The organism is Mycolicibacterium sichuanense (genome assembly GCF_033741125.1).
GTDB lineage: Bacteria > Actinomycetota > Actinomycetes > Mycobacteriales > Mycobacteriaceae > Mycobacterium.
The window spans coordinates 150,391-164,735 of record NZ_JAWQPU010000003.1 but is presented as its reverse complement, the minus strand read 5'-3'; the positions used below and the strand labels follow the sequence as shown (position 1 = coordinate 164,735).

The window sequence follows — 14,345 nt, the reverse complement described above, 5'->3', positions numbered from 1 at the left end:
TGAATACGCCTCGCCACCCGCGTTCAGTTAACTTACGCGACTGCAAATTGGTGTCCGAAACCGACGAAATGCGCGCGTCACCCGTCGCGGTGCAAAATGATTCAGTTATTGATCGAGTTTTGGTGGCAACTGCTGTTCCCGACCCCCGAGTCCACTGCACGGAGGTTTGCGACTCAAACGGTCGACGCGCACCCTCGCGGCTCGATTCACCACGAATTGGCAACATTGAGACCGAATGGCGAACACCCGTCGAAGGTCACGACGACTCGACACGAAACGCCGCCGCCGAGACCACCAGCCACGCAGCAACGGCGCTTTGCTGACGCAGATCTACTGGAACGCGGGAATGACTTCTTGCTCGAACAACTCGATGCCCGAGCGATCGTAGGCAGCCTCGGGGAAGTACAGGATCGCGTATTCACACCCGAGGTCGCGCATCCGGCTCAGTCGCTCGATGATCTGCTCCGGCGTGCCGGTCGCCGAATCCGGCGACGTGGCATTGGCGAGCATGGCTTCTACCGAATCCGGGTTCGCCTTGGCGATCAGCCGTGCGCGAATTCGCTCGACGCGCTCGGACACCTCGGCCTCGGTGGACGCGACGACCGCGTTGAAGTTCGCCGACCTGGTGATGGCTCCGTAGTCGGTGCCGACGTCGGCGCAGTGTCCCTCGAGCACCTTGGATTTGTGGGCAAAGCCCTCGGGCTCGGAGGTGAAGTTGGTGTACTGCGCATACTTGGCGGCGATCTTCAGGGTTACCTTCTCGCCTCCCCCCGCGATCCACAGCGGAATACCGCCCTGCTGCAACGGTTTCGGCGCGACGATCGCGTCGTCGACCTGATAGTGCTTGCCCTGGAAGCTCACCCTGCCGTCGCGCCATGCGTCGCGCATGATCTGCACGCCTTCATCCAACCGGGCCAGCCGCACTCCCGCCGACGGGAAGCCGTATCCGTAGGCCAACCACTCGTGTTCGTACCAACCGCCACCGATTCCCATCTGGACCCGCCCACTGGAGATGGCGTCGACGGTGGCCGCCACCTTGGCCAGGTAGACCGGATTGCGGTAACTCATGGCCGTGCACATCTGACCCAGCTTGATCCGCGACGTCGTCGCGGCGTAGGCCGACATCAGCGTCCACGCCTCGTGGGTGGCCTCGTCGGTCGGCACCGGGACCGTGTGGAAGTGGTCATACACCCAAAGCGAGTCCCACGGCCCGGCCTCGGCGTGGGCGGCCAGATCCCGCATCACCCCCCAATGGCTCGCGGTGGGAATGTCCACCAGATCGAGTCGCCAGCCTTGCGGAATGAACAGCCCAAAGCGCATGCTCTCGACTCTAGGCGAGGGGCACCTCCGACGTCGGTGGTCCACGTATCCGCAGTCGACGAGGCACGCCAGCCGATACGGGGCGGGCGCCCGACACCTTGGACTCCAAGTGCCCGACGTTCCCGGCCCCTCCGTGCGACGATTCTCGCGGAAGGGTCACGTGATGGATCGCTACGAACGGCTGGCCAACGCATTCGTCGGCTTGGCGGACACACTGGTGGCGGACTATGACGTCATCGAGTTGGCGCAGCAGCTGATCGACGACGCGATGGCGTTGTTGCCCATCTCCGCTGCGGGCATCCTGCTTGGCGACGCGAGCGGCACACTGCACGTGTTCGCCTCCAGCAGTGAACAGTCGCGGCTTCTCGAGCTGCTGCAGGTGGAGGCCGACGTGGGGCCGTGCCTCGATGCGTACCGCACCGGGTCAGCGGTCCTGGTCGACGACCTCGACTCCAGGGCGGCGCAGTGGCCCGCCTTCAGTCAGCGGGCGGCCGAGTACGGCTACCGTGCGGTGAGCGCCCTGCCGCTTCGGTTGCGGACGGAGCGGGTCGGCGCGCTGAACCTCTTCCTGGCGGAGAAGGGTTCACTGGCGGACTCGGACCTAGCGGTCGGCCAGGCCCTGGCCGACGTCGCGACGATCGGCATTCTGCACCAACGCATCCTGTCCCGCTCCGAGGTGGTCAACCAGCAATTGCAGACGGCGCTGAACACCCGGCTGATCATCGAGCAGGCCAAGGGCGTGCTGTCCGAACGAGGCAACCTCGACATGGACCGTGCCTTCAACCTGCTGCGCGCCCACGCCCGCCGAACGAATCGCCGGCTCGCCGAACTTGCCCGCAGCGTGGTCGACGGCGCCGACACCATCGACATCCTGCGGCCCGTTGCGCGACGCTGAGTTCACCCCGATCGACTCTGGCTCGACTGGTTCTCGCAAACCGCAGAATCCCCCGAAGCCATTGCGGCTCCGAGGGATTCCTTCACGTCGGGTTTAGCTGGTCAGCGACGCCGGCGGGTTGAATCGCTCGCCGTACTTGGCGGCCAGCTCCTTGGCCCGGGCCACGAAGGCCTCCTTGCCAACGCCGGCCGGTCCCTCGTAGCCGACGATGTACTGCGCCGAGCCACCGGTCCACGGCGGGAAGCCGATGCCCATGATCGAGCCGATGTTGGCGTCGGCGGTGGTCTTGAGCACACCCTCGTCGAAGCACTTCTGGGTCTCCAGTGCCTCGGCGAACAGCATCCGGTCGATCATGTCCTGCAACGGAATCTCGGCGGTACCCGAGTTGAAGGTCTCCGACAGGCCCGACCACAGGCCGGTTCGCTTGCCGTCGACGTACTCGTAGAAACCGGCACCCTTCAAGCGCGACGGACGACCGATCTCGATCATCTTCTCCACGACCGCCTCGGCCGGGTGCGCCTCGTAGGTGCCACCGGCATCCTCGACGCCCTTGCGCGAAGCCACCGCGATCTTGTGCATCAGCTCGAGGTTGAGTTCGTCGGACAGCTGCAGCGGCGGCGCCGGGTAGCCCGCCTGCGAACCGGCCTGCTCGATGCTGGCCGGTGCCACACCCTCGCCCAGCATCGCCAGAGCCTCGTTGATGAACGTGCCGATGACGCGGCTGGTGAAGAAACCGCGGCTGTCGTTGACGACGATCGGGGTCTTACCGATGGCCAGCGTGTAGTCGAACACCCGGGCCAACGCCTCGTCAGAGGTCTTCTCGCCACGGATGATCTCCACCAGCGGCATCTTGTCGACCGGAGAGAAGAAGTGGATGCCGATGAAGTCGTCCTGGCGCTTGACGCCGGTGGCCAGTTCGGTGATCGGCAGCGTCGAGGTGTTCGATCCCAGCAGGGCGTTGGGCTCGACGATGTCCTCGATCTCCTGGAACACCTTGTGCTTCAACTCGACCGACTCGAAGACGGCCTCGATGACGAAGTCGACGCCGGCGAAGTCGTTCGGGTCGGCCGACGGCGTGATCCGAGCCAGTAGCGCGTCACTCTTCTCCTGGGTGGTGCGACCCCGCTCGAGCGCCTTGGCCTCGAGCTTCTCCGAGTAGGCCTTGCCCTTCTCGGCCGCTTCGATGCTGACGTCCTTGAGTACGACGTCGAACCCGGCCTTGGCCGAGACGTAGGCGATGCCCGCACCCATCATGCCCGCGCCGAGCACGCCGATCTTGGTGATCGGGGTCTTGCCGATGCCGTCGGGGCGCGATCCGCCCGAGTTGATCGACTGCAGATCCAGGAAGAACGCCTGGATCATGTTCTTGGCGACCTGACCGGTGACCAGCGAGGTGAAGTAGCGGCTCTCGATTCGGGTCGCGGTGTCGAAGTCGACCTGGGCGCCCTCGACGGCCGCGTCCAGGATGGCCCGCGGCGCGGGCATCGGCGCACCCTTGAGCTGCTTCTTCAGCAGCGCAGGGAACGACGGCAGGATGCCCGCCAGGCCCGGGGACGACGGGGTGCCACCGGGCATCTTGTAGCCCTTGGCATCCCAGGGCTGCGTGTGGGCCTCGGGGTTGGCCTTGATCCACGCCTTGGCTGCCGGGATCAGCTCCTCGACGGAGCCGACCAGATCGTCGACCAGACCGATCTCCTTCGCCTTGCCGGGCTTGAAGCGGGTGCCCTGGCTCAGCACCTCCATGAAGGCCTTCTGGATGCCGAACATGCGCACCGTGCGGGCGACGCCGCCACCGCCGGGCAGCAGGCCGAGGGTGACCTCGGGCAGCCCGATCTGCACGCCCTTGACGTCGGCGGCGATGCGGTGGTGACACGCCAGCGCGATCTCCAGACCGCCACCGAGCGCGGCGCCGTTGATCGCGGCGACGACCGGCTTGCCCAGCGTCTCCAGCGCGCGCAGGTCACGCTTGATGTCCTCGACCTCGGCGAATGCCTCACCGGCGTTCTCCGGACCGATCTTGATCATGCCCTTGAGGTCACCGCCGGCGAAGAAGGTCTTCTTCGCGCTGGCGATGACGACGCCGGTGATCGAGTCCTTCTCCGCGACGAGGCGTTCGACCGCGTCGTGCATCGACTGCTTGTAGTGCTCGTTCATCACGTTCGCCGACCCGGTGGGGTCGTCGAGGGTGAGGGTGACGATGCCGTCGGAATCCTTGTCCCACTGAATGGTGTTCTCGGCCATGGTCTTTGCTCCTACACTCGCTCGATGATGGTGGCCACGCCCATGCCGCCGCCGATGCAGAGCGTGATCAGGGCGCGTCGCGCGTTGCGCCGCTCCAGCTCGTCGACCATGGTTCCGGTGATCATGGCGCCGGTGGCGCCCAGCGGGTGGCCCATCGCGATGGCGCCACCGTTGACGTTGAGCTTCTCGTCGGGGATGTTCAGATCCTTCTGGAACTTCAGCACCACCGAGGCGAAGGCTTCGTTCAGCTCGAACAGATCGATGTCGTCGACCGTGAGGCCGGCGCGGTCGAGCACCTTGCGGGTGGCCGGCGTCGGGCCGGTCAGCATGATGACCGGATCCGAACCACTGGTCGCGGTGGCCACGATGCGAGCCCGCGGGGTCAGGCCCTGCGAGACGCCCGCACTCTCGGAGCCGACGAGCACCAGCGCGGCGCCGTCCACGATGCCGGAGCTGTTACCGCCGGTGTGGACGTGGTCGATCTTCTCGACGAAGTGGTACTTCTGCAGCGCCACGTCGTCGAATCCGCCCATCGCGCCGAGACCCTCGAACGCCGGCTTCAGCTTGCCGAGGCTCTCCAGGGTGGTACCGGGGCGCATGTGCTCGTCGTGATCGAGGATGACCAGACCGTTCTGATCCTTGACCGGCACGACGGACTTGGCGAAGTAGCCGCCCGACCACGCAGCCGCGGCACGCTCCTGCGAACGCACGGCGTAGGCGTCGACGTCCTCACGGGAGAAGCCCTCGATGGTGGCGATCAGGTCGGCGCCGATGCCCTGCGGCACGAAGCCCACGCGGTAGTTGGTCTCCGGGTCCAGCGCCCAGGCGCCGCCGTCGGAGCCCATCGGCACGCGGCTCATCGACTCGACGCCACCGGCGAGCACCAGGTCGTCCCAGCCGGACCGCACCTTCTGCGCGGCGGTGTTGACGGCCTCCAGGCCGGAGGCGCAGAAGCGGTTGAGCTGGAAGCCGCCGGTGGTCTCGGGCAGCTTGGCCACCAGGCCGGCGGTGCGGGCGATGTCGCCGCCCTGATCGCCGACGGGCGAGACCACGCCGAGGATCAGGTCGCTGATCAGGTTCTCGTCCAGGTCGGGATGACGGCTGCGCAGCTCGTCGATGAGGCCGACCACCAGGTTCACGGGCTTGACCTCATTGAGGGCGCCGCCGCGCTGCTTGCCGCGAGGGGTGCGAATGGCCTCGTAGATGAAGGCTTCTTCGGACATGTTTGACTCCAGGTCCTCGTTGATGTGTTGGTGAGGATCCGTCCGCACAGGCGAAATGCCGGCGTGGAGGTCGATCCCCGCGTCAGCGAGCCTATCAGCCTCGCCCAACCGCTTGGTTGGGGCTGCTCAGCGATCCAAACGGCGAACGCGACGTGGCTGCGGGAATCGGAGGATTCCTCGCAGCCACGTCGCGTTCGGCGGGATCGTCGGTCAGACGGATTCGCGCTCCAGCTCGGCCAGCGTCGGGTAGTCGACGTAGCCGGCGGCCCCCGGCGCGTAGAAGGTGGCGACGTCCGGCTCGTTGAGCTCGGCGCCCAGCAGCAGACGGTCGATCAGATCGGGGTTGGCCAGATATGCGCGTCCCACGGCCGCGGCGCTGATCGCACCCATCGAGGTGAAGCTCTCCAACTGGCAGAAGTCGGTGTCGATCTCGCGCCCGGTGTTGAGCACGAACGTCCCCGCCCATAGCGCGCGGATGGTGCCGAAGTGCTCGTTCGTGGGGTCCATCAGCACGTGCAGGTAGGCGATGTCCAACGGCGCGATCCGCTCCAGCAGGGCCTCGTAGGTGCCGACGACGTCGATCTCGCTGATGTCACCCGCGGTGTTCCCTGGAGAGATCCGCACTCCGACCCGACCCGCACCCACCTCGGCGACGACGGCCTCGACGACCTCGGCCGTCAGCCGGGCCCGGTTCTCCGGCGAACCGCCGTACGCGTCGGTCCGCTGGTTGACGACGTCGCTCTGAAACTGGTGTAGCAGATAGCCGTTCGCGGCGTGGATCTCCACACCGTCGGAGCCCGCGTCCACCGCCCGTCGCGCCGCGGAGCGGAACTGCTCGACGATGCCGGGCAGTTCCTCGACCTCGAGCGCCCGCGGCGTGGGCAGCGGCTTCTTGCCCGTCGGGGTGTGCGTGGTGAGGTTGGCGGCGATCGCCGAGGGCGCGACCGATTGGGTGCCGCTGATGTCGGGGTGACCCATCCGGCCGACGTGCCACAGCTGCATGAAGATGCGGCCGTTCTCGGCGTGTACCGCGGCGGCGACCTCGGCCCACTTGCGCTCGTGGGCGTCGGTGTGGACACCGGGGGTGTTCAGGTAGGCCCCGCCGGCGGTGGCCGAGACCGAGGTGGCCTCGGTGATGATGAGACCTGCTGCAGCACGCTGGGCGTAGTACTGCGCGGCCAAGTCGGACGGGGTGCCATCGGCCTGGGCTCGCGACCGCGTCAGCGGCGCCATGAACAGCCGGTTCCCGGCGACGGTGTCACCGATCCGAACGGATTGGAGGAGAGCTGCATCGGCCGCGAGCGTGAAGGTCATGCCGCGGTCAGCGCCGCGAGGGGCCGGTTCATTCCCGGCGATAGGCTCGACGGTCATGACGGTCTCACGCCTGCGGCCCTACGCGGTCACGATCTTCGCCGAGATGTCGGCGCTGGCCGCGCGAATCGGCGCGGTGAATCTCGGCCAGGGCTTCCCCGACGAGGACGGTCCGGCGGCGATGTTGAAGACCGCGGAGAACGCCGTCGCCGACGGCGTCAACCAGTACCCACCGGGACCGGGCATCGCGCCGCTGCGGCAGGCGATCGCCGCGCAGCGTCAGCGCCGATTCGGCGTCACCTACGACCCCGACACCGAGGTCCTGGTGACCGTCGGTGCCACCGAGGCGATTGCGGCGTCGGTCATCGGCCTCGTCGAGCCGGGTTCGGAGGTGTTGCTCGTCGAGCCCTTCTACGACTCCTACTCCCCCGTGATCGCGATGGCGGGGTGCCACCGCGTGGCAGTGCCGATGGTTCCCGACGGCCGGGGCTTCACCATCGACGTGGATGCGCTGCGCGACGCCATCACGCCGCGTACCCGCGCCCTAATCGTGAACACGCCCCACAACCCGACGGGCATGGTGGCGAGCGACGCAGAACTGGCCGCGATCGCCGCGCTCGCCGTTCGCCATGACCTGCTGGTGATCACCGACGAGGTGTACGAGGCGCTGACGTTCGACGGGCGTCGGCACCTGCCACTGGCGTCCTACCCCGGGATGGCCGAGCGCACCATCACCATCTCCAGTGCGGCGAAGATGTTCAACGTCACCGGCTGGAAGATCGGCTGGGCGTGCGGACCCGCCGACCTGATTGCCGGGGTGCGCGCGGCCAAGCAGTTCCTGACCTACGTCGGTGGCGCACCCTTCCAGCCCGCCGTCGCCGAGGCGCTCGACACCGAGGATGCGTGGGTGGCCGCACTGCGAGAATCGTTCCAGGCCAAGCGCAACCGACTATCCGGCGCATTGACCGACATCGGTTTCGACGTCCTCGACAGCTTCGGAACGTACTTCCTGTGCGCCGATCCTCGTCCGCTTGGCTACACCGACAGCACCACGTTCTGCGCGGAACTACCCGAGCGCGCCGGCGTTGCCGCCATCCCGATGTCGGCCTTCTGCGATCCGGACTCGGCCCACATCGGTCAGTGGAATCACCTGGTGCGCTTCGCCTTCTGCAAGCGCGACGACACCATGGAAGAGGCCATCACCAGACTGCAGGTGCTCAAGGCCTGATCACACCTCGATCGGCGGGTGCAGTCGCTCGATGGTGTACTGCCGGTTTCGTCGTGCGGCCAGTGCGCTGGCCGTCAGCGACGCCGCCAGCACACCGACGAGCACGACGATCGCCACCCACAGCCTGGTTTCCACGCCGCCCACCGTCAGCTCGCGCAAACCGTTGACCGCATACGTCATTGGATCGAACGGATGAATGATCTGGAACGGCTTGGCGGTGGTCTCCACTGGGTAGATGCCGCCGGAGGACACCAGCTGAAACATCAGGAATGCCAGGGTGACGACCCGGCCGACCGCGACGCCGAACACCGCGTTGAACGCCTGGATCATCGCTAGGAACGTCGCGGCTACCAGGAACAGGAATGCGATGGTGCCGGCCGTGTACTTCGCGTGCAGGCCCACTCCGAAGTGCACGACGGCGTACATGATCGCCACCTGGCAGGCCACCACGACCAGCGCCGGCCAGTAGGACGCCAGCACCACGCGCAGCGCTCCCAGCCCGCCGACGATGGGCCGGGCCTGCAACGGCGTCAACAACATCCAGATGATCAAGGTGCCGATGAACAGGGCTAGCGGAAGGAAGAACGGCGCGAAACCGGTGCCGAAGGTGGGCGCCTCGTTGGCCACGTGCTGCTGCACGCCCACCGGGCTCGCCACGGTCCGCGCCACGGCATCGCGCTGCTGGTCGCTCCAGCTGGGAACCTGCGCAGCGCCCTCGTCGAGCCCGGTCGCCAGTTGCTTGGACCCGTCGCTCAATTTCTGGGTGCCCGCCGCGAGCTGATCGGCACCACCGGCCAGCTGACGACCGCCGTCGGCCAGCTTCACCAGCCCGGCATCGAGTTTGGTTGCGCCGGAATCCAACTGAGCGGCACCGTCACGCAGCTTGATCACGTCCGCCTTCAGCTGGCCGTTCAAGGTCTGGGTGAGCAGCTGGCGCGTCTGGCTGCGCGGGTCACCGAACTCGTTCTGCAGTCGCTGGGCTCCGTCGCGAAGCCGCAGCAAGCCGTCGTCCGTCGTCGGGTCGACACCATGGGAGTTTAGCAATCGCTGCGCTCCGCTCAGCACCTCGCCGAGGCCGCGCGCCGACGGGTCCGGGTTGGCCTGCAAGCCGCCGATCACCTGGTCGACGATCCCGGCCGCCAACTCGTGGTTCACGTTCAGCGCGGCGATGCGATCGGTGGCCGTAGCCACACCGCCGCTGATCTGCGCGGCCAGCGCGGCGACGTCGTCGGGGTTCAGGCCGAGCCGCTGCACCCTGTCCAGGGTGTCGATCAGGGGCGTGGTGGCCTGGCCGATGCCCGTCGACAACTGGTGCGCGCCCGCCGCGAGGGCGGCCGAGCCATTGCGCGCGGTGACCAATCCGCCAGCGAGAGTGTCTGCCCCACTTGCCAGTTGGTGGGCTCCATCGTTGGCGCTCGTCAATCCGGCCGACAGTTGGTCGGCTCCGGTGGCTGCCCGCTTGATGCCCTGGCCCGAATCGGTGAGACCTATCAGCACCTTGCCGACCACCTGCTCGCCGACTCGGGCGCTCACCTGGTTGAGGATCTCTCGCGAGGCGTTCTGCCCGATCACCGAGGCGAGGTAGTTGTTCGCGTCGTCGAAGTCGAACTGCAGCTGCGCCTGGTGCGGGTCGGGCGTCGCCGCCGATGCAATGGCCTCGCTGAAGTCCTCTGGCAGGGTGATCGAGAAGTAGTACGTACCGTCGGCGACGGCCTTGGCGGCACTGTCTGCCGACATCTCGTGCAAGTCGAGCTGCCCCGATTGGAGCAACGCCCGCGCCACCTCGTCGCCGGCGCGCACCTGCTGCCCCTGGACCACCGCACCGCGGTCGGCGTTGACCAGCGCGACCGGCACCTTGTCGACGGCCGCGAACGGATTCCAGAACGCCCACAGGTACATCGCGCCGTATAGCAGGGGCAACAGGATGATGGTGAGCAGCGCCACCCGCGGCATGGTGCCGCGCGAATAGCGCTTGAGATCGGTTCCCAGCGACAACCCGGCAAGCATCGTCACACCTCGCTCTTCTGGTTCACCGGCAATTGGAGGCCGACGCCGAGGCCGTCGGGGACGGGGTTGGCACAAGCGGTGACGACTGTCTGACGGTGCCCGAGCTCGACGAGGCGGCGCACCAACTCGGCGCGGGGCGCGTCCTGCGCCACCTGGTCGAGACTGCCGACCACCAACAGTGGCGGCGGGTCCGTGTTGGCCAGCGCGATGCGCAGTAGCAGCGCTTGCAGCTCGCCGAGTTCGTCGACGTAAGCGCTCAATTCGGGCAGGGGCAGCGCACCGAACACCGGGCCACACACGCGGGTCAGATCAGCGGCGTCGGCCCGTCGCACCAGGCGGTACCACGGCGCGTCCCACCGCATCTTCTCGGTGACCAGGTCCCCGACGGTGACCGACTCGAAGACGGCGTCGAGTTGCTGCACTCCGGCCAGCGCGCTGCGGGCGAAGATGGTCCGAACGTCGGTTTCGCCGAGGACGTCGAGGGTGCCGCTCATCGGCTTCATCCGGCCGGCAAGCGTCATCAGCAGCGCGGTCCTCCCGGACCCTGGGGACGCCTGCAGCACGGTCAGACCGCCACGCGGGATCTGCAGGTCGAGAGGGCCGTACACCGGACCCCATGGGCCGCGCATCGTAATGGCCTTGGCCACGATCGCGGGCGGCTGCTCTTCGACGCTGTCCGGCTCGACCACCGTGTCATCCAAGCACGTGACGCTCAGATCGACGCGGCGACTTCCCAAAGGCGTTCGGGATCAGTGGAGTCCGAGCGAAGGGAGCTCAGCACCAGGTCGGTGGCACCCGCGTCGACGTACCGGCGCAGCTGCGCGCGCACGTCCTGGGCCGGTCCCACCGCGGCGATGTCACCGGCATGCTCGACCCCCTCGCGCTCGATCACCTTCGCATACGACGGAATGGTCTCGTAGAACGTGAGTTCCTCGGTGGCAAGGTTTCTCGCCGCCTCGGAATCGTCGGACACCACCACGGGTACCGCCGCGATGACCTTCGGCGCAGGCCGTCCGGTCGCGGCCGCGGTGATGGTGGGCACGATGAAGTCCGACAGCGTGCGCGGGCCCGCTAGATAGGGCAGCGTGCCGTCGGCCAGCTCACCGGTGACCCGCAGCGCCTTGGGACCCATGGCCGCGACGTACACCGGGACGGGCGTGCCGCCGGGGACCGCGACCGGCCATTCGGGGTTCGCGGTGAACTCCTCGCCGCGAAAGTCGACGGCGCCGGTGTCGAAGATCGACCTCAGCACCTCGAGGTGTTCGCGCAGCCGGCCCACCGGGTTTGGCCACTTCTTCCCGAACGCCTGCTCCTCTGGACCGTGGGAGCCGAGCCCCAGGCCCAGGCTGAAATGGCCGTGCGCGGCCGCTTGGGCGGTCTGCGCCTGGCCCGCGACGACGAGCGGATGCCGCGGGTTGATCGGGACGACGAACGTGCCGACTCCCAGGCCGGGGACGGCGGCGCCGATCAGGCCGGCCAGGGAGATGGCGTCGTAGTCGAAACGCTGGGCCAGCCAGATTTGGCGGACGCCGATCTCGGCGGCCCGGCGGGCCTGGGCGATGACGTCGTCGACGACGTTGGTGGCGGACGCGCGGGGATTGAGGACTACTCCAGTGGACATGACCGGCACAACCGGCCCCGACTGGTTGGGCATTCCCTTTCGCTCGGCGTGCGCATATTGCGGTGCCGTGCCCATACTGGGCCGACCATGACAGATGCGGCGACGAGCACTCCGGCGAGCAAGGCGCCCCACCCGACCGGGATCGACATCACGGCGCTGAGCAAGACCTTCACGACGGGACGTCGCTCGGTGCCTGCGCTCGGGTCGGTCGATCTGCACACCGCCAAGGACTCGTTCGTGACCCTGCTCGGCCCGTCCGGATGCGGCAAGTCGACCGTGCTGCGCATCCTGGCCGGCCTCGAGGACCCCACCAGCGGATCGGCGTTGATCAACGGGGAGTCGCCCACCGAGCTGCGAAGCCGTCACGAGCTCGGCATCGCCTTCCAGGATTCGGCCCTGCTGCCGTGGCGCAGCGTGGTGTCCAATGTCAGGCTCCCGCTGCAGGTGGCAGGGTTGCCGAACGATCCGACGCTGATCGCGGATCTGGTCAAGCTGGTCGGTCTGGAGGGTTTCGAGAAGGCCAAGCCGGCCCAGCTCTCGGGTGGCATGCGCCAGCGGGTGTCGATCGCGCGGGCACTGGTGGTCAAGCCGACGGTGCTGCTACTCGACGAACCCTTCGGCGCACTCGACGACATGACCAGGCAGCGTCTGAACCTCGAGCTGCTGCGCATCTGGACCGAGAAGCCCGCCACGACCCTGATGGTCACCCACGGCATCGCCGAGGCGGTGTTCCTGTCCGACGTCGTCGCGGTGATGACCCCGCGTCCGGGCCGCATCCTCGAGGTCGTGCCGATCGAACTGCCGCGGCCGCGAACGCCGGACATCATGCGCTCACCGGAGTTCCACCGGATTCACGACTATCTCACCGAGTTGCTGTTCTCCCCCGCCGACGGCGCCCAAGGGATCGCGTGACTCGTCGACCGGCGTGGGTCGGTGGTGCGGTCGGCATCGTCGGCCTGCTGCTGCTCTGGTGGCTGCTTGGCGCGCTGGGTGCAGCGGGCGGCACGATCCCCACGCCCGCAGCGGTCCTCACGGGGATGGCGCGCGACGGGCTCGCGCTCTACGGGCCGAACTTCGCCGTGACGTCACGCGGCGCAGTGCAGGGATTCCTGTGGGGCAACGGCCTGGCCATCGCACTCGCCGTGCTGGTGGTCCTGATCCCGCCCATCGAATCGCTGGCCACGCAGCTGGCCATCCTGAGCTATTGCACACCCCTGCTGGCGCTCGGTCCGATCATCCTGGTGGTCTTCGGCGGACGGGCGCCGACGATCTTCCTCGCGGCGATGTACTGCTTCTTCACCACCATGGTGGGCACGCTGAGCGGGCTGCGGTCGGCGGACCGGACCAGCCTGGACCTGGTGCGGGCCTACGGCGGCGGGCGGTGGCAGCAGTTCATCAGGGTGCGTCTCATCTCGGCGGCTCCGAATACCCTTGCCGCGCTGCGGATCGCCGCACCATCGGCGGTGCTCGGGGCCATCCTCGGCGAGTACCTCGGCGGCGTCGACAGCGGCATCGGGGTCGCCCTCACCGCCGCACAGACCGCATACGACGTGCCCCGCACGTGGGGACTGGCGATCGCGGCCGCGGCGATGGCGGGCCTCGGCTACGCCATCGTCGCGGTAGTTGGCAGACTCCTGCTGCCGTGGACCTCGGCTCGGGCGGGCCGGCGATGACCTCGACCCTGCGGCGCATCGGCCGCTTCCTCGGTCCCCTGGCGATCGCGATGGCCCTGCTCTTCGCGCTCTGGTATCTGTTCCTGGCGGTGTTTCCCGAGGTCGGCCCCCGGGTCGGCAAGTCGCCGACCGACGTCTGGCACTACCTGTTCACCGCCCCAACCAGCCACACCGCAAGGGCCAATCTGTGGGACAACCTGCAGATCACGCTGCGGGATGCCGCGATCGGCTTCACCGCCGGCATCGGCGCCGCGATCATCGTCGCCGCAGCCTTCGTCCTGTTCGCCAGCCTCGAGCACACCCTGTTGCCGATCGCGGTGCTCCTGCGTTCGGTGCCGCTGGTCGCGATGACGCCTGTGATCGTGCTCGTCTTCGGGCGCGGACTGGCCGGTGTGGCGGTGATGGCCGGCATCGTCGTCTTCTTCCCGGCCCTGGTGATGGTCATGGCGGGTCTGCGCGAGGCACCGCGGCAGGCCCGCGAGCTCGTCGAGGCCTACGGCGGCAACCGGTGGACGACGCTGTATCTGGTCGCAATTCCGTCGGCGCTGCCGTCGCTGTTCGCCGCCGCGCGAATCTCGGTGCCGGGAGCCCTGATCGGCGCGCTGATCGGTGAATGGCTAGGCAGTGGTGAGGGTTTGGGCTCGAGCCTGATCAAGGCGATCCCCCGCTACCAGTACAACGAACTGTGGGCGTCGGTCGCCGTCGTCACGATCGTGTCGATCCTGCTGTACGCCGTCGTGGGTGTCCTGGAGAGCCTGGTGCTGGCCCGCTTCGGCCCCGACGCCGGCAGGACGTCCTGACAATCGTGGCCCCGGCGCTTAGTCTT

12 protein-coding genes are annotated in these 14,345 nt (G+C 67.7%); 5 read left to right on the top strand and 7 right to left on the bottom strand.

Annotated elements, in window-relative coordinates; all coding sequences use genetic code 11:
- Positions 1–330 precede the first annotated feature (330 nt).
- Positions 331–1,320: an LLM class F420-dependent oxidoreductase gene (locus SBI80_RS11205; RefSeq protein WP_318974591.1), complete on the bottom strand. Its 990-nt coding sequence runs from the start codon at positions 1,318–1,320 to the stop codon at positions 331–333.
- A gap of 163 nt (positions 1,321–1,483) precedes the next feature.
- On the opposite strand from SBI80_RS11205, the gene SBI80_RS11200 reads away from it, so the two are divergent.
- On the top strand, positions 1,484–2,215 hold the full coding sequence (locus SBI80_RS11200; RefSeq protein WP_318974589.1) for a GAF and ANTAR domain-containing protein: 732 nt from the start codon (positions 1,484–1,486) through the stop codon (positions 2,213–2,215).
- A gap of 93 nt (positions 2,216–2,308) precedes the next feature.
- Here the strand turns inward: SBI80_RS11200 and SBI80_RS11195 are convergent, their stop codons facing one another.
- The 3 genes from SBI80_RS11195 to SBI80_RS11185 all read right to left on the bottom strand — a co-directional run bounded on the left by SBI80_RS11195 (position 2,309) and on the right by SBI80_RS11185 (position 6,993).
- The gene (locus tag SBI80_RS11195) at positions 2,309–4,456 is read right to left on the bottom strand and encodes a 3-hydroxyacyl-CoA dehydrogenase NAD-binding domain-containing protein (RefSeq protein ID WP_318974587.1); all 2,148 of its coding nucleotides are present in this window, start codon (positions 4,454–4,456) and stop codon (positions 2,309–2,311) included.
- Between the two features lie 11 nt (positions 4,457–4,467).
- On the bottom strand, positions 4,468–5,679 hold the full coding sequence (locus SBI80_RS11190) for an acetyl-CoA C-acetyltransferase (RefSeq protein ID WP_318974585.1): 1,212 nt from the start codon (positions 5,677–5,679) through the stop codon (positions 4,468–4,470).
- A 210-nt stretch (positions 5,680–5,889) separates the two neighbouring features.
- Positions 5,890–6,993 (bottom strand): oxidoreductase, encoded by a 1,104-nt coding sequence (locus SBI80_RS11185; protein WP_318974584.1) that lies wholly within the window; start codon positions 6,991–6,993, stop codon positions 5,890–5,892.
- A gap of 55 nt (positions 6,994–7,048) precedes the next feature.
- Here SBI80_RS11185 and SBI80_RS11180 point away from each other — a divergent pair, with 55 nt between their 5' ends.
- Positions 7,049–8,218, top strand: coding sequence for a pyridoxal phosphate-dependent aminotransferase (locus SBI80_RS11180; protein ID WP_318974582.1), 1,170 nt, complete (start codon positions 7,049–7,051; stop codon positions 8,216–8,218).
- Here the strand turns inward: SBI80_RS11180 and SBI80_RS11175 are convergent, their stop codons facing one another.
- The 3 genes from SBI80_RS11175 to SBI80_RS11165 form a co-directional block, all read right to left on the bottom strand.
- On the bottom strand, positions 8,219–10,225 hold the full coding sequence (locus tag SBI80_RS11175) for a YhgE/Pip family protein (RefSeq protein WP_318975219.1): 2,007 nt from the start codon (positions 10,223–10,225) through the stop codon (positions 8,219–8,221). It lies immediately after the preceding gene.
- A gap of 2 nt (positions 10,226–10,227) precedes the next feature.
- Positions 10,228–10,854, bottom strand: coding sequence for an ATP-binding cassette domain-containing protein (locus SBI80_RS11170; RefSeq protein ID WP_318975218.1), 627 nt, complete (start codon positions 10,852–10,854; stop codon positions 10,228–10,230).
- Between the two features lie 83 nt (positions 10,855–10,937).
- A complete protein-coding gene (locus tag SBI80_RS11165; protein ID WP_318974580.1) occupies positions 10,938–11,846 on the bottom strand; it encodes an LLM class F420-dependent oxidoreductase in 909 nt (302 codons plus the stop codon).
- An 87-nt stretch (positions 11,847–11,933) separates the two neighbouring features.
- On the opposite strand from SBI80_RS11165, the gene SBI80_RS11160 reads away from it, so the two are divergent.
- From SBI80_RS11160 to SBI80_RS11150, 3 genes are read left to right on the top strand one after another with little or no spacing between them, the layout of a single operon-like run.
- A complete protein-coding gene (locus tag SBI80_RS11160) occupies positions 11,934–12,758 on the top strand; it encodes an ABC transporter ATP-binding protein (protein ID WP_318974578.1) in 825 nt (274 codons plus the stop codon).
- Positions 12,755–13,519 (top strand): ABC transporter permease, encoded by a 765-nt coding sequence (locus tag SBI80_RS11155; RefSeq protein WP_318974576.1) that lies wholly within the window; start codon positions 12,755–12,757, stop codon positions 13,517–13,519. The genes SBI80_RS11160 and SBI80_RS11155 overlap by 4 nt, the downstream gene beginning before the upstream one ends.
- Positions 13,516–14,319, top strand: coding sequence for an ABC transporter permease (locus SBI80_RS11150; RefSeq protein ID WP_413232710.1), 804 nt, complete (start codon positions 13,516–13,518; stop codon positions 14,317–14,319). The genes SBI80_RS11155 and SBI80_RS11150 overlap by 4 nt, the downstream gene beginning before the upstream one ends.
- Positions 14,320–14,345 lie beyond the last annotated feature (26 nt).

Coding starts and splice junctions, on each gene's coding strand:
- SBI80_RS11165 (WP_318974580.1), bottom strand. CDS start 11,846: ATGTCCACTGGAGTAGTCCTCAATCCCCGCGCGTCCGCCACCAACGTC.
- SBI80_RS11170 (WP_318975218.1), bottom strand. CDS start 10,854: ATGCGCGGCCCATGGGGTCCGGTGTACGGCCCTCTCGACCTGCAGATC.
- SBI80_RS11190 (WP_318974585.1), bottom strand. CDS start 5,679: ATGTCCGAAGAAGCCTTCATCTACGAGGCCATTCGCACCCCTCGCGGC.
- SBI80_RS11150 (WP_413232710.1), top strand. CDS start 13,516: ATGACCTCGACCCTGCGGCGCATCGGCCGCTTCCTCGGTCCCCTGGCG.
- SBI80_RS11185 (WP_318974584.1), bottom strand. CDS start 6,993: ATGACCTTCACGCTCGCGGCCGATGCAGCTCTCCTCCAATCCGTTCGG.
- SBI80_RS11180 (WP_318974582.1), top strand. CDS start 7,049: ATGACGGTCTCACGCCTGCGGCCCTACGCGGTCACGATCTTCGCCGAG.
- SBI80_RS11195 (WP_318974587.1), bottom strand. CDS start 4,456: ATGGCCGAGAACACCATTCAGTGGGACAAGGATTCCGACGGCATCGTC.
- SBI80_RS11205 (WP_318974591.1), bottom strand. CDS start 1,320: ATGCGCTTTGGGCTGTTCATTCCGCAAGGCTGGCGACTCGATCTGGTG.
- SBI80_RS11200 (WP_318974589.1), top strand. CDS start 1,484: ATGGATCGCTACGAACGGCTGGCCAACGCATTCGTCGGCTTGGCGGAC.
- SBI80_RS11160 (WP_318974578.1), top strand. CDS start 11,934: ATGACAGATGCGGCGACGAGCACTCCGGCGAGCAAGGCGCCCCACCCG.
- SBI80_RS11175 (WP_318975219.1), bottom strand. CDS start 10,225: ATGCTTGCCGGGTTGTCGCTGGGAACCGATCTCAAGCGCTATTCGCGC.